General features: G+C 66.7%; 12 protein-coding genes and 1 tRNA gene. 7 read left to right on the top strand and 6 right to left on the bottom strand.

Annotated features, from left to right (window positions below):
- Positions 1–26 precede the first annotated feature (26 nt).
- Together B2515_RS02885 and B2515_RS02880 are read right to left on the bottom strand one after the other, a co-directional pair.
- On the bottom strand, positions 27–4,631 hold the full coding sequence (locus B2515_RS02885; protein WP_293873447.1) for an NAD-glutamate dehydrogenase: 4,605 nt from the start codon (positions 4,629–4,631) through the stop codon (positions 27–29).
- A gap of 109 nt (positions 4,632–4,740) precedes the next feature.
- The gene (locus B2515_RS02880) at positions 4,741–6,018 is read right to left on the bottom strand and encodes a PAS domain-containing protein (RefSeq protein WP_293873445.1); all 1,278 of its coding nucleotides are present in this window, start codon (positions 6,016–6,018) and stop codon (positions 4,741–4,743) included.
- 165 nt (positions 6,019–6,183) lie between these two features.
- On the opposite strand from B2515_RS02880, the gene B2515_RS02875 reads away from it, so the two are divergent.
- Positions 6,184–6,259: transfer RNA gene (locus tag B2515_RS02875), tRNA-Thr, on the top strand.
- Positions 6,260–6,357: 98 nt separating this feature from the next.
- On the opposite strand, the gene B2515_RS02870 is transcribed toward B2515_RS02875, so the two are convergent.
- The 3 genes from B2515_RS02870 to B2515_RS02860 form a co-directional block, all read right to left on the bottom strand.
- Positions 6,358–6,855, bottom strand: coding sequence for a hypothetical protein (locus B2515_RS02870; RefSeq protein WP_293873443.1), 498 nt, complete (start codon positions 6,853–6,855; stop codon positions 6,358–6,360).
- A gap of 260 nt (positions 6,856–7,115) precedes the next feature.
- Positions 7,116–8,327 (bottom strand): hypothetical protein, encoded by a 1,212-nt coding sequence (locus B2515_RS02865; protein ID WP_293873440.1) that lies wholly within the window; start codon positions 8,325–8,327, stop codon positions 7,116–7,118.
- Positions 8,328–9,197: 870 nt separating this feature from the next.
- Positions 9,198–10,889 (bottom strand): hypothetical protein, encoded by a 1,692-nt coding sequence (locus B2515_RS02860; protein WP_293873437.1) that lies wholly within the window; start codon positions 10,887–10,889, stop codon positions 9,198–9,200.
- A gap of 209 nt (positions 10,890–11,098) precedes the next feature.
- Between B2515_RS02860 and B2515_RS02855 the strand changes: the two genes are divergently transcribed.
- The 5 genes from B2515_RS02855 to B2515_RS17295 all read left to right on the top strand — a co-directional run bounded on the left by B2515_RS02855 (position 11,099) and on the right by B2515_RS17295 (position 14,629).
- On the top strand, positions 11,099–11,419 hold the full coding sequence (locus tag B2515_RS02855) for a hypothetical protein (protein WP_293873435.1): 321 nt from the start codon (positions 11,099–11,101) through the stop codon (positions 11,417–11,419).
- Between the two features lie 250 nt (positions 11,420–11,669).
- The gene (locus B2515_RS02850) at positions 11,670–12,500 is read left to right on the top strand and encodes a 23S rRNA (adenine(2030)-N(6))-methyltransferase RlmJ (protein ID WP_293873432.1); all 831 of its coding nucleotides are present in this window, start codon (positions 11,670–11,672) and stop codon (positions 12,498–12,500) included.
- A 230-nt stretch (positions 12,501–12,730) separates the two neighbouring features.
- Positions 12,731–13,840, top strand: a complete 1,110-nt coding sequence (locus B2515_RS02845) for a lactonase family protein (protein WP_293873429.1) — start codon at positions 12,731–12,733, stop codon at positions 13,838–13,840.
- A gap of 33 nt (positions 13,841–13,873) precedes the next feature.
- Positions 13,874–14,089, top strand: coding sequence for a hypothetical protein (locus B2515_RS02840; RefSeq protein WP_293873426.1), 216 nt, complete (start codon positions 13,874–13,876; stop codon positions 14,087–14,089).
- A 276-nt stretch (positions 14,090–14,365) separates the two neighbouring features.
- The gene (locus tag B2515_RS17295) at positions 14,366–14,629 is read left to right on the top strand and encodes a hypothetical protein (protein WP_349676225.1); all 264 of its coding nucleotides are present in this window, start codon (positions 14,366–14,368) and stop codon (positions 14,627–14,629) included.
- On the opposite strand, the gene B2515_RS02830 is transcribed toward B2515_RS17295, so the two are convergent.
- On the bottom strand, positions 14,616–14,900 hold the full coding sequence (locus B2515_RS02830; RefSeq protein WP_293873420.1) for a DUF6894 family protein: 285 nt from the start codon (positions 14,898–14,900) through the stop codon (positions 14,616–14,618). The two genes, B2515_RS17295 and B2515_RS02830, sit on opposite strands and share 14 nt — an antisense overlap.
- 517 nt (positions 14,901–15,417) lie before the next feature.
- Between B2515_RS02830 and B2515_RS02825 the strand changes: the two genes are divergently transcribed.
- Entirely contained in the window at positions 15,418–18,903 is a 3,486-nt protein-coding gene (locus tag B2515_RS02825; protein ID WP_293873417.1) for a TonB-dependent receptor, read from the top strand.
- Positions 18,904–18,935 lie beyond the last annotated feature (32 nt).

Below are 18,935 nucleotides of genomic sequence, written 5' to 3'. Positions count from 1 at the left end.
CCCCGAAGGAAGGGAGAGACTGGACGTCACCGGCCCAGCAGCACCCGCGCCTGGCCGGCGATCTGCGCCAGCATCGCCGCATTCGGCTGCGCGGCGTGGCGGGCGCGGTCGACCACCGTCTTGAACTGGCCGACGCGCGCGGCATTGGCGGTCAGCCAGTCGCGCACCGCACCCCGCGGATCGCTGCCGCCGCTGCGCGCGAGGAATTCCAGCCGCTGCTGCTGGAAATCGCGCGCGAGGCCGGCGAGCAGCAGCCGCTCCCACGGGTCGCTCGATTCGATCCGCGCCGCCGCCGCCTGCGCCCAGTCGAGGCCCAGCGCCTGCCCCAGATGGGTGAACGCCCGCGTCAGCTCGATCTCGTCCAGCTTGAGCCGCTCGCCGAGCGACGCCAGCCCGACCGCGCCGTCCAGATCGAACAGGCGAACGACGCGCTGCGCCAGATCGGCGGGCGCCCCCGCCGCTTCCAGCTCGGCGGTGATGCGCGCGCTCTGTGCGCTCGCCTCCTCGAGCAGCAGCGACGCGGTCTGCGCCTCCAGCTGCGCGATGCCCTTGCCCAGCCGGTCGAGCACCGCGCCCGGCAGCGTCCCCGGCGGGGTCGCCCGCAACAGGTCGGCGATGTGCGATCGGGTCGCCACCGCGACCTCGTTGAACAATGCGATGCGGGCGCCCTCGGTGATCGCGGCGCGCTCGATCTCGCCCCAGATCGCGTCCAGCCCGAACAGGCGCTCGGCAACGACGAACATCGCGGCGATATCGGCGACCGCGGCGCCTTCCTCCTCGGCGAGTTCGAACGGGAACAGCACGCCCATCCGGTTGACGATGCGGTTGGCGAGCTTGGTCGCGACGATCTCGGGCCGCAGCCGGTGTTCGTCGATCGCCGTCGCATAATCGCGCTGCATCGCCGCGGGGAAGGCGGCGTAGAGGTCGGGCGCCAGTTCCGGCGCCATCGCCAGCGGCGCATGTTCGATGCCGTCCTGCAATGCCAGCTTGGCGGTCGCCAGCAGCACCGCGAGTTCCGGGCGGCTGAGGCCGATCCCCTCCTGGCCGCGGCGCAGCAGGTCCTCGTTCCCCGCCAGCCCCTCGACCGCGCGGTCGAGCCGCCCGTCGGCCTCGAAGATCTCGATGACGCGGACGTAGCTCGGGATCGCGGCGGCGCCGTCCGCCTCGGCGATCGACAGCGCCAGCGTCTGCAGGCGGTTGTCCTCCAGCACCAGATGCGCGACGTCGTCGGTCATGCTCGCGAGCAGCGCGTTGCGCTCCTCGAAGCCGAGCCGCCCTTCGTTCATCTCGCGGTTGAGCGCGATCTTGATGTTGACCTCGTTGTCCGAACAATCGACGCCGGCCGAATTGTCGATGAAGTCGGTGTTGATGCGCCCGCCCGCCTGCGCAAAGGCGATGCGCGCCGCCTGGGTGACGCCCAGGTTCGCGCCCTCGCCGATCGCGGTGACGCGCAGTTCCTCGGCGTTGACGCGCAGCCGGTCGTTGGCGGGATCGCCGACCGCGACGTTGTTCTCCGCCGCGGCCTTCACATAGGTGCCGATGCCGCCGAACCACAGCAGGTCGGCCGGCGCCTTCAGGATCGCGGAGATCAGCGAGGCCGGGTCCATCTGCGTCGCGGTGATGCCGAGCGCGGCCTGCGCCTCGGGCGACAGCTTGATGACCTTCTCGCTCCGCGCCCAGACGCCGCCACCTTCGCTGATGAGCGCGGCGTCGTAATCCGCCCAGCTCGACCGCGGCAGCGCGAACATGCGCGCGCGCTCGTCCCAGCTGGCCGCCGGATCGGGATTCGGATCGATGAAGATATGGCGATGGTCGAACGCCGCGACGATCTTGAGCGTCCTGGACAGCAACATGCCGTTGCCGAACACGTCACCCGACATGTCGCCGCAGCCGACGACGGTGATCGGCTGCGTCTGCACGTCGACGCCGCGTTCGGCGAAATGGCGCTGCACCGACACCCAGGCGCCCTTGGCGGTGATGCCCATCGCCTTGTGATCGTAGCCGACGCTGCCGCCGCTGGCGAAGGCGTCGCCCAGCCAGAAATCGCGCTCCAGCGCCAGCGCGTTGGCGACGTCGCTGAACGTCGCGGTGCCCTTGTCGGCGGCGACGACGAAATAGGGGTCCTCGCCATCGAGGATCGCCACGCCCTGCGGATGCACGACCGCGCCGTCGACGATATTGTCGGTGATCGACAACAGCGAGCGGATGAAGATGCGGTAGCTCTCGGTCCCCTCCGCCAGCCACGCGTCGCGGTCGAGCGCGGGGGAGGGGAGCTGCTTGGGATAGAATCCGCCCTTGGCCCCGGTCGGCACGATGACCGCGTTCTTGACCCGCTGCGCCTTCATCAGGCCGAGGATCTCGGTGCGGAAATCGTCGCGGCGGTCGGACCAGCGCAGGCCGCCGCGCGCGACCGGGCCGGCGCGCAGGTGGATGCCTTCGACACGCGGGCTGTAGACCCAGATCTCGCGCCACGGCACGGGGGCGGGCAGGCCGGGGATCAGATGACTGTCGAGCTTGAACGCCAGCGCTTCGGCCGCGGCGGGCGCGAAGGCATTGGTGCGCAGGCAGGCCGCGATCAGGTTGCGATAGGCGCGCAGGATACGATCGTCGTCGATCGCCGACACCGCGTCGAGCCCGCGCTCGATCGCCTCGTCGCTGCCTTGCACGTCGGTGGGGTTGGCCGGATCGTGCGCCGCGGCGAAGCGTGCGAGCAGCGCCTTGGTCAGCTTGGGCGCGCGGCGCAGCGCGTCGACCACCGTCGTCAGGCCATAGGGCAGGCCCGCCTGGCGCAGGTAGCGGAACCAGGCGCGCAGCAGCACGACCGATTGCGGCGACAGGCCGACATCGACGATCAGGCGGTTGAACGCGTCGTTCTCCGCCTTGCCCTCCAGCGCCGCGGCGATCGCGCCTTCCAGCACGGCGGCGTCATGGCCTTCGCCGCTGGCGTCGCTCTCGACGACGAAATCGTGGACGAAGCTGTCATTGTCCTCGCGCAGCCGCGTCGGCAGTTCGCCGATGACGCGGAAGCCGAAATTCTCCAGCACCGGCACCGCGTCCGACAGCGCGAGTGCGCCATGCGCCTTGTAGATCTTGAGCTGCCGGTCCTCGCCGGGCACGATCGGGAAGATGCGCACCGAACGCGCGTCGGCGTCGTCGAGTCCCGCCAGCCGCAGGATGTCCGCCGCCGCTTCCGCCGCGCTGCTGACGTTGCGATAATTGGGCGGGAAGGCCTGCGCCCAGCGCAGCGCCAGCCGCGCCGCGCGCTGCGTCGGCACCCGTTCGGCCAGCGCCGCCTCGACGTCCGATACCCAGCCGCGGACCATCCGGCGCAGCCGCTCGGCGAGCGGCTCGGTCTCCGGCATCCGGCCCGATCCGCGCAGGTCGATCGTGTAGCGCAGCAGCGCGACGACGCCGTCGTCGAGGCTGATCGACCAGTTGAGCACGCTGCCGTTCGACGCCTCGGTCAGCATCTGCGCGATGGCGACGCGGCGCGCGGTGGTCAGGTCGTCGCGCGGCAGCCAGGCGAAGGCGAACAGGTGCCGCCCCAGCGCCGACCGCACCAGCACCAGCGCCGGCCGCGGCCGGTCGGCGAGGCTCATCGCGGTCAGCACCACCTCTTCCAGCGCCGGCGCGGGAAAGGCGACGACGAGGTCGTGGGGCAAAGCGGTCAGCGCATGGGTCAGCGCCTTCCCGGCATGGCCCTTGGGATCGAAGCCGAACTTCGCCTCCAGCGCCGACAGGCGCGCGCGCAGCACGGGGATGTCGCGTGGCCGGGCGCTCAGCGCGGCGCTGGTCCACAGGCCGGCGTGGATCGACAGGCCGGTGATCTCGCCCGCCTCGATGATCGGCACGATCGCGAGGTCGAGCGGCACGGCGCGATGGACGGTCGAGATCAGGCTGGATTTGAGCAGCAGCGGCGCCTCGCCGCCATCCTCGAACCAGCGGATCGCGAGCGCGCGGCTCGCCTCCGCCAGCACCGGCGTCTGATGCGGGTTGCGCGCCAGCCCCAGTGCGTCGCCGGCGCTGCCGTCGCGGCGCCAGATCTGGTGGCCGAGCAGGGTGAATTGCCCGTCGAGGAACCATTGCAGCAGCGCCGCGCCCTCGCCCTGCGGCAGGGTCGCCTCGTCGCGCGCCATCGCGCGTTGCAGCTGCGGCCAGTCGGTGACGGCGGCGCGCACGTCGGCGAGCACTGCGGTCAGCTCCTCGATCAGCCCGCGCCGGTCGCGCGCATCGGCGCGTTCCAGCTCGATATAGATCATCGATTCGGGGCTGCCCGCACCGCCGATGTCGGTCAGTTTGCCGTCGGCATCGCGGCTGACCCGCACCACCGGGTGGATGACGCGATCGATGTCGAGGTCCTGCTCGCCGATCGCGGCGGCGATCGAATCGACCAGAAAGGGCATGTCGTCGTTGACGATGGCGAGGCGCATCCGCCGCCGCACGTCGTCCGATGCGATCGCCTCCAGCGCGATCGCCGGCCTGCCGGACTCGCGCCGGCCTGCGGTCTGCGCGACGAACGCGGCCGCGGCGGCCCGCTCCGCTTCACCGAAGCCGGTCAGCTCTCCCGGTAGCGCGCCCTTGGTCAGCCGGGCGGCGAGCGCCTCGGCCATGCTCTGGTTCTGGTCGGCCATAGCCCGCGCCTATGCGCCTGCCATCGCCGCGCTTCAAGCTTTGCTGCAGTGCGAAAATTACATGCAGGCGCAATAATCTATGGTCGATCCGCGATCGCGGCAGGTCGGCTCAGGAAGCCGCCTTGCGCGCGATGCTCTCGACCAGCCCCTTGCCCTCGATGCGCTTGATGACGTCGACCGTGCCGTTCTCGCCGGCGCGGGCGAGCAGCACGACGAACTCGTCGGATCCGGCGCCGATCGCGATGCTGCCCAGCGTCGGCAGCGCGCGCAGCTCGGCGGCGACGCGATCGAAGACGGTCGGCGGCCTGGCGGGGCGCTTGGCACTCCGCTCGGCGGCGACGATCGCCTTGATCCCGCCCTCGGCCTGTTCGAGGACATGCGCGAGCATGCCCGCGGGCAGCGCCTCGCGACGGGCGTGGCCCAGCACCGCGGCATATTCGGCGAGGCGGGTCTTGTCGTAATCGGCGCCGAAGACGAGCTTGACCACCGCGGTCATCGGCGCGCGTGGCGACACCTTCACGCCGGCCGCGGCGAGCAGTTCGGCATAGCCGGCCGCGTCGGCATCGCAGGCGAGGCCGAAATCGTGCGCGCGGCCCAGCGCCCGGTACAGCGCCGACCGGCCGCGCGTATCGGCGGCACGCACCGCGGCGGCGCTTTCGCGCGCCATCATCAGCCGGTCGCCGAGCGACCCGGTCAGCACCCCATCGGCCGATGCGTCGACGGCCTCGAACCCGGCGCTCGGGCCGTCCGCCCAGACCGGCGAATCGGTCGGTGCCGCCGGTGCGGCGCGTACGGCGGCGACCAGCTCGGCATCCAGCGTCGCCTGCGTCTCGTCGTCGACCATCTCCTTCCAGTTGATGACGCCGTAGATGAAATCGATCGTCTCGCCTTCGGACGAGAAGGGCATCAGGATGCCGCGGTACAGAGTCGTACGCCCGCGCGTGCCGACGAATTCCGCCTCGAACCCGATCGGCGCACGGTTGGCGATGATTTGCAAATAGTGATCGGTCAGGCGCGACAGCAACGACCGGCCGGGCACGTCGGCGATGCGGGTGATCGTCGTCTCCAGCCCGCATTCTTCGCGCAGCGACCGGCCGAGATAGGCGATCGTCGGATCGTCGACGCCCGCGGTGAAATCGAGCAGCACGCTGTGCGGGCCGAAATCGGCGATGCTGGCGGGGTCGAGATCGTCGATTCCCGGATAGGCGCGGCCCTTCAGCAGCGACACCCAATGGTTGTAGGCGCGCACGTGCATGCGCCGCTCGTCGCCGCCGAGGTCGAACATCGCATCGTCGACGCCCTGCTGGTCGACGCCCCGATCGCCGCCCGCATCGATCCCGTCGTCGAGTTCCAGCCGCTCGTCCTCGAAACCGCGCACCGTATCCATGCCCAAACCCTTCATCCGCCAGGCCTGCATTCCTGGTTCGGCACCGCTTGTGCACGCTCCGTGGTAAACGAGGCGTAAAGCCGCAAAAGCCGCATCGGACGCTTGTCAGCCGCGGTCCGACCTGTTAGGCGCACCCCCCGAACGGCCACACGGTCGCTTCGCCGTGCCGCTTTAGCTCAGCTGGTAGAGCATCGCATTCGTAATGCGGGGGTCACAGGTTCGAGTCCTGTAAGCGGCACCATTTTCCGAAAACCGCAGAAAACCGGTGTTTCGGTCGACCTCATAGAGGACTATCTGCGAACCGGCGCGCGTGAACGATTTCCGTGAGCTGCGCAGGCGTCATTCCTGATCCCACAACGCCGTCATCAGTCCAGGAGATGAGCGTGGTGCATCTTCTTTGAATCCAAGCGAGCGGTCAGACGCATAATAGGCCGTTAATCGACGCCGCATGTCGCGATACGCGGCGCTGCCGTGTTCCATATCATAAGGGGCTGCCTGCAGACCTGCATACCAAGCCATCCCGGCATGCATCCTCTTTAGATATCGGATCAGTTCAAGGCCGAACCGATTGCCGACGGCGTCTGGTTCGGTTCGGATCACAATGATTCCGATGAAGCCTGACACAAACGGCTCCTCACCGTGGCGGGCTGTCATCGCTCGCCTCCGCTTTCGAACGTCTTCGGCGAGGCCATACGCGAAAGCACTATGCTCGTCGAAAGCAGCAACCAAATTATCGGCCCGAGTGATTTCGAAACACGGTTCGGCCCATCGCAGGCATTCCAAGGTGCATAATAGCCGGCCATCTTCGGCTTTCGCCACGACCGTGATGTTCTGCATGGCGGGGCGATCGTAGCCCGGCCAACAGACGGCCTCAATATCTATATCCATGATGGGGCGGGACTCCAGAGAGAGTGCCAAAATGCAGGCGGTCACGTCGCTCGATATTCTGCCTCGAAATCAAGTTAGTTCAATCACGACTGATTTCGGTTCACTCGCAGGTTCGATCGCAACTGTACGTTGCGCCAAGGATTTCACGACCTCATCGACGAAATAGCGCTTCATATCGTCGGGAAGATCGCCAGAAACAATCTTTATTGTTACCTCGGCACGCATGTCGCGGTCGCTGTTCGGCGCACTATTCGTTCGGCATCCACAGCTAGGATGAGGGAGACGGCCGAAACCATCTCGGGTAGCGTGCCTAGATCGATATATTTTCTGCTCCTGTGCAAAAGCAAATCGCTAAAGCTGGCTTCCAACACCATCTTGCCTAAGATGTCATATATCGACCTGTGCAAGGTTATGCATGTCCCCCAGAATTCCGTGGCACTCATGACAGCAATAGCGGCACGGCCATCAATGCCCGGCCGCTTCATGGTCTTGGGACACCACGGAAAATCTCTGAGGTCATCACCAGAGGCGGCGATTCGTAACGTTCGAGGATATTCAGGAAACAGCTGTTTGCATTCGTCGGTCCAACCCCGGAAGATATCGTAGGGCGAAACGCGTCCCCACCGATCATAGCCCGCTACCCATCTAGCGTCCATCGGCTGGAGGGGCGTAGGGGTAAGATCAGGCACAACCGGCAAGGGATCTATGGTATTCAGTCGGCCATTGGATTGTGGATGCCGAGGCACGACGACGTCGTTGACACGACCGCCACGCGATCGCTCGTAAATGAGCCTGCAGGGCACTCCAAGCGAAGCCAGATCGTCCATTCCGTCTTTCGCGCCGGCGAGCAGAGGATGTCGGCGAGCACCAAAGATGGCTCGATGATATAGCCAGTCGATCTGATCCCACGGCCATGCCCAATCGCTCGGTGCGTCCGGGAAGTTCGTCAAAAGTGCCTCTGCCTGAATGATTTGCGCGTCGAGGTTGTCAAAACGATCTGAACTCGACCTAGCTAAGGCCAAATCTATGTCACCTACGGCGACCTCATCTCTCATTACGCTACCGAACAACCAGACTTGGTCCACCCGGCTAATAGCCTCTGGGTCGTGATTGAGTTGATCTACTCGCTCCAAAAAGGCGTCAAGCACCACTTTCGCCTTTCCCAGCGGTGTTCGCGGTACCACTTTAGATCTAACCAAAGTTAGGCCGGCCTCAGTGATCGCCCCGGTGGTTCGATCAATCAAATGACGATCAAGACATTCCTCATAAACGATCGCTCCGTCTCTCCGGTGGGGAAACACGGTTTTCAGGTCGATCAGGCTGGCAGGACTTTTTGAACGAAGATAGCCCTTTAGAGCATTCTTGAAAGTCGATGGCCGGTAACCTGCGACCCTAAGGTCGCGATCAAATGAGATGCCCATTCATTGCTCTTAAGCAGTGACTTACCGCTTCTGCTTGCCACAATGCAGCATCCGTGTCTTGTATCAATTACCGTCATCCCTATGGGCGACTGATACAAATTTGCCAATGATTTGAGTGCCCATCCTTGTCCTTCGCGGGGTACCACACCTTTCCGGAACACACCTGGAAAGCCGCGAAATCTGCGGTAGACTGCCTGCCGGCGGCCTCACGACATCGCACTCTGTTCCGCCATGGCCCACGCGAAAGGGGCCACGAATCATGTGGGTAGGAACGGTGATAGGGGGCGTGGCCCCATGCTCACGGTCGTGCGGATTCGGGCGCCCAAACCGGCAGAGCGTCCCCACAAGCTTGCCGATGTCGACGGCTTGTATCTGCCAGTGCAACCGTCCGGCGCTTTCGCTACCGGTGCTTTCGCTACCGGTGCTGCGGCATGGGGCGCAAACTCTCGCTGTTTCGGGCACGCCGGACGCGCAGTGAGCTCAAGGCCGAATCCCATGACGGGATCGATCCGGTCGAGGAAAAGCGCCAGCGGCGCCTCGAGGCCGGGCTGGCGGCACAGACGCCGTTCGAGCCCGTCGCCGGGGAATCTTCGAGACGATGGAGCGCGAGGCGTCAGTGCGGTCGCGGACTCCTGCCAGCGAAAAGGCGGCTGCACTTCCTGGACGCATCCCATGCCAGTCCGCATGAACAGCCGATCTCGAGAGGCCGCCACGAGGGACTGGGCGTCTGGCTCCGGGTCGACCCGCATCGCGCGCGCGCCATCATCGAGGCCCGTCGGGACGATCGATACACCGTCGTGCCGGCCCCGCGTGATGCGCAGGGTGGCGCGGTATCGCGAGCGGGCGGCGGGCTTGACCGACAGGATGGTCCTAGCGGTCCGGCAATCCCTCCAGCACCGCCTGCGCCTTCGCGCGCTCCGGGGACTCATAGCCTCCTCGCGCGACGGGCATCAGCGTGCCGCGGGCCACCGACACCATTCCCCGCAAGGCGAGCTCCGCGCCGAGCGCCAGCCGGGTCGCGGGCGCATTGGGGACCGCGGTCAGGGCCTTGGTCAGCCCATCGACGGCGATGGCCGGCGCCGGATCGCCCGCGTCTGCGAAGCTGCGATAATAAGCGATCAGCGGTGCGGGCGCTTCGGTGTCGATGCGATTGGCCTTGGCAATCACGGCACGCGCCTGACCCAGCATCGCGGTGCGGGCGTCTCCCGTGAGGGAGGTTGCGGTCTGCGCCATCGCGACGCCGCGCCACGTCAACCCGGCGCTGTCGGTCGGCGACAAGGCCAGCGCGCGATCCGCCGCGGCCCGACATTCCGCCGCATGGTCGCTGCGGCATTCCGCCTCCGCGACCAGAACCTGCGCGCCTTCGTCGCCCGGAAACGTCGCCGCCTGCTCACGCAGCCGTCGCAGCCACGCGTCGCGTTGCGGTCCGCCGGCCTCGATCCGCGATCCCAGTTCCAGCCGCCCCTTCACGAATGCGGCCTCGCCCAGCGACAGCCGCCGGACGATCGGCACCTCCGCGCGTTCCGCCGGGTAGGTCATCCGTTCGAACGGCTTTTTGGCGAAGAAATAGGCGCGCAGTTCTTTTGCGAGCGCGTCGGGGTCGCCGAACACCGCCGCTGCGTCGGGTGCGGGCGTGCCGCTGGCGATCGCCTTGAGATAGCTGCGGAACTGACCGCTACGGGTCGGCGAGAAGAACAGGAAGTGCGTCAACATCCACGCATGGACGGGTGTCCAGCGCGTCGTGTCGGGCGATTGCGTCAGATAGGCTCCGCTCAGCACGTCGGTGAGGCGGACGTTGCCGAACCGATGCAGCACCGCAGTCGTGCCCTCCGGTGCGCGGCCATATTCCATGATCGTATCGCCGCGTACCACCAGCGTCGAAAACAGCTGGCCGAAGCCGTCGAGGTACCAGCGTGGATAGGCGACGGGAAAGAAGGCCGTCAGATAATGCTGCGCGAAACCTGCATAGATCATGCCCTCTGCGGTGAGCGGAACCGATTCCTCGTTGATCGGGCGGATCAGGTCGGCGCTGCTCTGGAGGCCGAAGAGTCCCGCCTGTCCGCCGCCCGCCCCGGTGCCGCCTGCGCCGGGCGGGGACCCCGGATCGCTGCGGCCGCCGATCTGGACACCCTGCAGGGCGTCGACGACCGCCACGCCGCGTTGCAGGACGACGCGCTGGTCGATCCGTGTCGTCGCGAGCACCGCGCCATCCTGTCGCGGATCATAGTAACGGCGAATGTCGAACGCGCTGTTGAACGGCCCCTGCTGCCAGCGCAGATTGCGCAGATCCATCGCCTGGAACTCGGCGGTGTCCCCGATCAGCGTCACGCGCAGCTTGATCGTATTGTCGGTCTGCGTCGTGCGGTCGAGCAGCACCGACAGCAGGAAGTACAGCCGTTCCAGATTGTGCGCGATCTGCGTCACCTCCTGTTCGCGGCCATCGCTCAGCACGATGACGTGCTGCGTCTCTGCCTCACGCCAATGGCTCGGCCGCGCGCGCTGGCCCTGTACGACGATGTCGCCGTTCGACGGCTGGGCCTGGACGGCCTGCGCGTTCGCCACCGGGCTGCTCCCCACGCCGGCAACCAGGATCAGCCCACTTATCCAATCTATCCGACGCATCGCACCGCCCCTCCCGTATGCGACGCAGGAAACCATGAAAGCGGCCCCGATCCTAGCGGGAAACGGGTCGCCCGCCCGCCGGCCTGGCCGTGAGCCTCTCCGGCGCCAGACCGGTGCGTTGGTCGGGCTGGCATGCTATGACCGCTGGTATGTCCAAATCTCCGAGCAATGCCGGCACCGTCGCTGTCGACGGCGCCCTATACGATTGGCACCTTCAGCGCGAACCGCATCAGTCGGATGACGAAGGGTGGAAGGGGATGACGATCGCCCTTCTCCAGCGCGACGCAAAACGCGAAGCCTGGATGCAATTCCCGCCGCCTAGGCGGCTCCTGAAGGGCTTGCCGCGCGGTCGTCTGCAACTCGACGACGCGACGATCGCACGGTGCGTGCGCGCCGCCATGTCAGCCGGCTGGGAGCCGATGTCGCGGGGCAAGCCGGTGGTGTTCACGGTCGACGCCGAAGGCAATTGAAGCGGCCGATGCTGGCGAGATCTCGGCAGTGTGACACCGACATCGAAAGCCGGGCACGGAGGCTCGCCGTTCGGCAGGGGCCCGGTACCTGCAGGCGTCCGGACGTCGGTCAGTTTCGCCGGAAGGCCGGCGACCGCTCTCGACCCGTTCGCGCTATGCCAGCTCAAGCGAGCGCACCTCCGTTCGCGACCCGGGCAGGTGTAGGCCCGGCCGTGCGCATCAAGGCACATCGTCAAGGTTTTGAAACGCAGTGAATTATCGTCATTCCTTCCATGCCGGCAACAGCGCCGATGTCGTGAAGCACAGCCTCCTCATCGCCCTCGTGCGGGCCTTGCAGCAAAAACAGGCCGCGCTGACGCTGATCGACACCCATGCCGGCTGCGGACTTTACGACCTTGCCGGCGAGGCGGCGCAACGCACCGGCGAGTCCGCGCAGGGCGTGCTGCGGACGTTTGCCGCCCCGGACCCCGTGCTGAACGACTATCGCGCCGCCGTACGGGCGGTGAACGTCGGGGCCGAGCCGCAACTCTACCCGGGCTCGCCGCGGATCCTGTCACAGCTGCTGCGCCCGCAGGATGCCCTGGTCCTGAATGAAAAACACCCCGAGGACGCCCGTACCTTGCGCGGCGTGATGCGGGACACTGCCGCTGCCGTGCATCAGCGCGACGCCTACGAATTCTGGCTGGCGATGCTGCCGCCCCGTACCCCGCGCGGCGTGGTGGTGGTCGATCCGCCGTATGAACAGGCGGACGAGCGCGCTCGTATCACCGCCACGCTCGCCGCGGCTCACCGCAAATGGGCGCATGGCGTGACGGTGATCTGGTATCCGCTGAAAGACCGCGCCACGCATCTGCGCTGGAAGGCGCAGTTGCGCACGCTCGGCATCCCGAAATGTCTGGGGGTGGAGCATTGGCTATACGATACCGATCAGCCCGACATCTATAACGGTGCGGGCCTGTACATCGTCAACCCGCCCTACGCCTTCACGCAGGCGCTGCCGCCTCTGCTGGACGCCCTCCGTGCCGCGCTGGCGCCGGAAGGCCACAGGGGCAAGATCGAAGCCGACTGGCTGGCACGTTAGAACAGACCGTCGCGGCCCACGTTGAGGGGCGTACCGCAGCATGGCCCCGAGGCCAATCTGGCACGGGCAACCCGCGCACCTGTGCAGCAAGACGTCCAACCGTCGCGCGCGGGGCAGGCGGGTCGTGGCCGACGAGGCCGGGGATTGGTCCGTTCCCGTTCATCGTCCGGTTCTGGTCCGCTCGCGACATCCGGCGTTGACGTCGCCGCGCGAGGCAGGTTCAACGGGGAATGCCCGACACGCCCCTCCCGCTTGCCACCCGCCGCACCGTCGTCGGTGGCCTGATCGCCCTAGGCGCCATGCCGGAACGGATCGCCGCCGCCGGCCACGAGCGCCTCATCGCCGGAACCTATGCCAATGAAGGCGGGGCAGGACTGGTGCCACTCATTCCGACGGCGAAAGGGTGGGAGACGGGGGCTGCGCATCCGACGATCCACAACGCGTCCTTCGGCGTCACGGGGCGGGGGCACCGGATCCGCTATCTTCTCGATGAACAGAAGAGCGGAACGGTCGGCATCTACGATGCCGCCTTCACGCGGATCGCGATCCATTCGACGCACGGCGCCGATCCATGTCACGTCGCCCTCGCCCCGGGGGGCAACATGCTGGCGGTCGCCAATTACTCCAGTGGCAGCGTCGCCTTGTGGCCGCTGGACCCCGCAACGGGCCTGCCCCGGGGCTCGCCACAGGTCGTGGCGCATCAGGGCAGCGGGCCGAACGCGACGAGACAGGCGGGGCCGCACGCGCACTGGGTAGGCTTCACCACGGACGAATCGATCCTCCATTCCGTCGATCTCGGCGCCGATGCGGTGTTCGCACACAGGATAGATCGCGGGACGGGCCGTAGCGTTGGCACGACGGTCGCCTATCGGGCGGCACCGGGCTCGGGGCCGCGCCATCTTGCCCGGCATCCGCGGCTGCCGATCGCCTATCTCGTGGCCGAGCTTGCCAACACGATCACGGTGTTGCGCGCATCCCGCGACGGGACGTTCGCACACCGGGCGACGGTATCGACCCTGCCGGAGGGTTTTCGCGGGACGTCCTTCGGCGCCCATATCGCGTTGAACGCCGCCGGCAGCCGGCTTTACGTCTCCAACCGCGGACACGACAGCATCGCGGTCTATGCGGTCGGACCGGATGGCGGGCTCAGGCTGCTGCAGCATGTCGACTGCGGTGGGCATTGGCCCCGGTTCTTCCTGCTGCGGGAAGCGCAGCGTGAAATGCTGGTCGCGAACGAACGCTCCGGAGGCATCGCCCGGTTGCCGCTCCGTGGTGACGGCTCTCTGGCCGAAGCGACGAACCGCACCCGGCTGCCCGGCGTGGTGTTCCTGGGACGCTGACATCTCTCCGGGACCGCAGCGGACCATGTGGTCATGGCGCCTCGCAGCGTCACGCCCGGTATTTTGCTGGCCGGTGCGGCTGATCGCCCGGAGGTGACGACGCATGCGCGGCCCCTCTACGGCGCAGGCCGACCGCGCGACCTGCACCTGGAGCGGGATGGCATCGAACCGATCCGTCATTGCGAGCGCAGCGAAGCAATCCAGGGCGTCCTGGTACGGCTCTGGATTGCTTCGCCGCGCTCGCAATGACGAACATGCGGATCAATCCGATGTCATCCGATTCCAGGGTCGATCGACATTCAGAGGATGACGTGCCGAAACCGCCGTCTGCAGGCCGTCAGGGCTGATCGCGCGACCTGCACCTAGCCCTACAACCCCGTTCAGGTTCGATGCGCCTTCACACGCCTACCGCAGCGTCATGCCCGATCTCCGGGCGGAAGGACATGACGATCTCCAGGATCATCGCTGCTGCGGGGCTGCTCGCCGCTGCAATCGGCGCCAGCGCCAGTGCCGATGCGCAACGCTATGACGGCGACCGCGATCGCGGGCGGTACGAGCAGCGCGACAACCGGGGTGATCGCGGCCATCACTACGGGCGGAACGACCGCGGGCGTCATTACGGCCGAGATCGTCATCAGCGGTGTCGCACCGAATGGCGCCACCATCACCGTGTGCGGATCTGCCGCTAACTTCACTGATGGGGCGCGTCGGGCGCGCTCCATCGGCATCGCCGATGTCTCTGCCGGATGGAGACGCTTGACGCCGTCCGACCCGTTCAGGGCACAATGACAGTCCGCGCCGGCGGAACGACGCTCTCCTCCAGTCCACGACTGGCGGGCGTCGATTGCCCGTCGAGATGGATTTCCCACATAATCAGGCCGGACTCGTCGGTGACGGTCACACTCCACGGCCGTGAACCCCAGAAAACCTCCGGCGCATCCTGCATCATCTGACCGCACGTCTTGATCGCGGCCTTCCTTGCCTCGACGTAGGTTGGAAAGTCAGATCCCTCGATGTCCGTGTGACGCGCATCGGTCTGGGTGTGGAAAAAGAATCGCACGAGATGCTCCCGCCGGGATGGGCATGATGTTCGGTGGCGCTTTAACCCCGCCCCGGCGATTCTGATCCGGTCGAACGACGCGTGTTTGCCGGCGACGCTGCCGCCGTTCAGGTGGCTCGCGCAGAGCCCGAACCTGCCTGCGGGGCAGACTGGTCCCGCATTCGCCGTTTCGCCGCCAGGGCGTGAGGCCGCCCGCGGCACCCGGCCCCGAGCCTATCTGCCGCGCCACATAATGAACCATTATTTCAAATCCACCTGCAAAAACGGCTTGCAAATATGAAAGCTGGGTGCGACGTATCTGCGGGTAGACCGAAAGACACGAGAGACAAGGGTTGGACGTCCACAGGCGCCAACCGGGCATCGGAACAAGGGTCGCGACGGGGGCATCGGGAGTCTTGGCACACGGCACCGGACGGTGGCGCCGGGCCAGCGCCGCGATGCGCGCGACCGGCCGATGCGCGATGCGACGAACGAGAAAAAAGAACTATCCGGGAGAGGCAAGTTGGGAAAGCAAGGGGTGAAGGCCGTCGCGCTGCTGGGCGTGTCGGCGCTGTCGATCGTGGTGGGCGGATTCCGTCCGGCGACGGCATCGGCGCAGCAGGTCGGGGTGCCGCCCGCGCGGACGACGAACACGGTCACGACCGCGTCGCCGCGGGCCAAGGCCGCGCAGACGACCTCCGGTGCGACCGACAGCGTCGCCCCGTCGCCCCAGACCAGCGCCACGGCCCCCGCGCAGACCGCATCCTCGACCCGCGATCCGGAGGCGCTCAACCAGGATCTCGATCGTCCGACCCGCGCCGCGCCCGATGCGGGCGGTGAGCCGGGGGATGCGGAGATCGTCGTCACCGGCGTCCGCGCCGCCGAAGCCTCGGCGATCTCGCGCAAGCGGACCGCGCGCACCGCGCAGGATTCGATCGTCGCCGACGACGTCGGCCAGTTCCCCGACAAGAATGCCGCGGAGGCGATCGCGCGCATCGCCGGCGTCGCGCTCGACGTGTCGGATTCGGGCGAGCAGGGCGGCTTCACCATCCGCGGCCAGTCGGCGGACCTGATCCGCGTCGAGGTCGACGGGATGACGACGCTGTCGACCAACGATCAGGGCGGCCGCGCCTCGTCGGTCGGCGAACTGTCGTCCGACCTCATCAAGAGCGTCGACGTCATCAAGGGCCAGACCGCGGACATGACCCCCGGCGGCGTCGGCGGCACCGTGCGGATCGAGCAGCGCAGCGGCCTCGATTTCAAGGAGCCGCTGTACCGGCTGAACCTGCAGAGCATGTACCAGACGTTGAGCCAGCGCGCCTCGCCGCGCATCAACGCCATCGCCACGCGCAAATTCTTCGACGGCGACGTCGGCCTGATCCTCAACGGCACGTACGAGGATCAGAAGGTCGGCACCGATTACGCGCGCGTCACCGTCGCGAACGCCGGCTACATTCCGCTCGGCGACTATGACAATTCGCCCAACAAGAGCTTCACGACGCCGTTCGATCCCGTCGCCGCCGCGGTGACGAGCAAGGCGGGCTGCGCGGCGCTGTCGACGACGGGGATCAACAGCCGCCTCAACTGCTATGCGCAATGGGAGGATTTCGTCCCCTCCTTCCCGCGGCCGGGGCGTCAGCTCAAATCCGACCGGCGCATCTCGTTCCAGGCGCGCGCGGACTGGCGGGTGAGCCGCGATCTGACCCTGTTCGCCTCGTACAATCCGAATTTCCGCCGCGTGTCGTCGCAGGATTACAACTGGAGCGTCGCGACCCCGGTCGGCACCACCAACACGTCCGGCGTGCTGACCGGCAGCAACATCCGCAACGTCGTGGTCAACGAAAACCATTATGTCACCGCGTTCGACATCGCGCGCGGCACCGGCAACCAGTTCAGCAACACGCTGAGCGTGACCAGCCAGATCCGCGACATCCAGCGCCGGATCGAACAGCATTACGCGCAGACGGGGGCGGACTTCATCTCCGGGCCGTGGACCGCCAAGGCGCGCATCCAGTACAGCCGCGCCTCGTCCAGTCGCGAAGACAACGCCTTCTCGTTCCTCGCGCCCGTGGACATCGCCAATTACCGGGTGCTGCCGGAAACCGGCCTGTGGAACATCACGGTGCCGAACGTCGACCTGTTCAACCCCGCATCCTATTATCCGACGGTGGGCGCGAACGGCGTCAGCGCTGGCTCGCAGTACGAATATACGCCCTATGACGACAAGAACAGCGAGTGGAACTACCAGCTCGACGTCGATCGCGTGTTCGAAAGCTTCGGCCCGATCGTCCGGATCAAGGCGGGTATCCAGCATCGCACCCGCGACAACGAAAGCTATCGCAACAACGGCTCGCAGCTGTCGCCGGGCGTGGTGCTGACGCGGGCGCAGTCGCTCGACCTCATCCAGTTCTGCGATCCCGCGCTGGCGCCGGCGGCGACGCCCTGCCAGTTCGGATCGACGCCGCGCGTCACCACCGCCGGCACCACCGACCAGCTGTCGCGCATCTACACGCTGACCCGCGACCAGTATCAGAACCTCATCAACGCCAGCCTCGTCGGCCTGCCCGGCGCGCAATTCTTCGGCGGTGCGCCCAAGCGCGGCGACCTGATCTCGTCATGGGGCACCTACGACGTCGGCGCGTTCCAGAAGATTCTCGGCGAGACGATCGACCTCGGCTATCGCAACCTCGACTGCCTGTACGAATGCACCGCATCGGACGGCAAGACCTACAAGCGACCGACCTATCTGACCTCGGAGGTGACGTCGTCCGCCTATGCGATGCTCGATTTCGAGACGCGGCCGCTCGGCATCCTCGTCAACGGCAACGTCGGCGTCCGCTATCAGCGGATCAAGGTGAATGCGCAGCCGGTGATCGACTTCAGCCGCCGCGTCGCGACGCCGATCACCACGCCGTTCCCCGGCTATACGATCGAGAACCAGCTGATCCGGCGCGAGGTCGGCGACGTGCAGCGGACCAGCGAGGACTGGCTGCCGAGCTTCAACCTCGCGGTATGGCCGATCGATGAACGGCTCGGCCTGCGCTATTCGGCGGCGCTGCAGCGCGCCCGGCCGAGCATCCTCCAGCTCACCGGCAACGGCACCGTGTCCTGCGGTCTGGTCGATCCCGCGCAGCGTGCCGCTCTCGAGGCGTTCATCGCCGCCAATCCCGGCGCGATCCAGGACGACGACCCCTCGACCGACGACACCGCGGAGGGCAGCGCCGTGCTCGCCAATTTCGTCAACCGCTGCACCGGCCGGATCGGCAACCCCGAGCTGAAGGGCTATGGCGCGACGACGCAGAACCTCTCGCTGGAATGGTATCCCAACAAGGACACGCAGCTGAGCGCCGCGGTCTACCAGATCAGCGTCCGCTCGGGTCGTCCGGAGGACGTCAACATCGGCGCCTATCAGCTCGGCGGCGACACCTATGAGGTCGCGACCTATCGGGACGGGCCGAGCGGCCTGCGCCAGCGCGGCTTCGAGGTCGCGGGCCGCACCGCCTTCACCTTCCTGCCCGGCTTCCTGCGTCACACCGGCGGCGGCTTCAATTACTCGTTCACCAAGTCGAACGAGAAGAACACCTTCGTCGACCTGTTCACCGGCACCGCGCTGCCGCCGCGGTCGGAGTCGAAATATTATTACAACCTCAACCTCTGGTACGACGACGGCAAACTGAACGCCCGCATCGCCTATCAGAAAAGAGACATCTTCTACGCCCTCACCGAAGCCAACGCCGTCAACCGCATCCCGAGCACGCCGGGGATCACCGGCAGTGTCGCGACATCCTATTACAAGCTGGTGACACCGGTGTTCAAGAACGGCACCGAAACGCTCGACGCACGCGCCGCCTATGCGATCAGCAAGCGCTTCCAGCTGTTCGCCGAGGGCAAGAATTTGCTCGGTACGCCGATCGAGAAGTTCGCCCCCGACAAGTATCGCGAGATCGGCGGCGGCATCCCGTACATGTACGATTCGCTCTACGCCGGTAAGACCTTCTATGCCGGCGCGATCATCACTTTCTGATCCGCTTTCGCGTGCCGGCCCGGTGGCCGGCG

This window comes from Sphingomonas sp. UBA978 (genome assembly GCF_002292295.1).
GTDB lineage: Bacteria > Pseudomonadota > Alphaproteobacteria > Sphingomonadales > Sphingomonadaceae > Sphingomonas.
The sequence above is the reverse complement of the archived record's forward strand: the minus strand, read 5'-3'. Positions and strand labels throughout refer to the sequence as shown.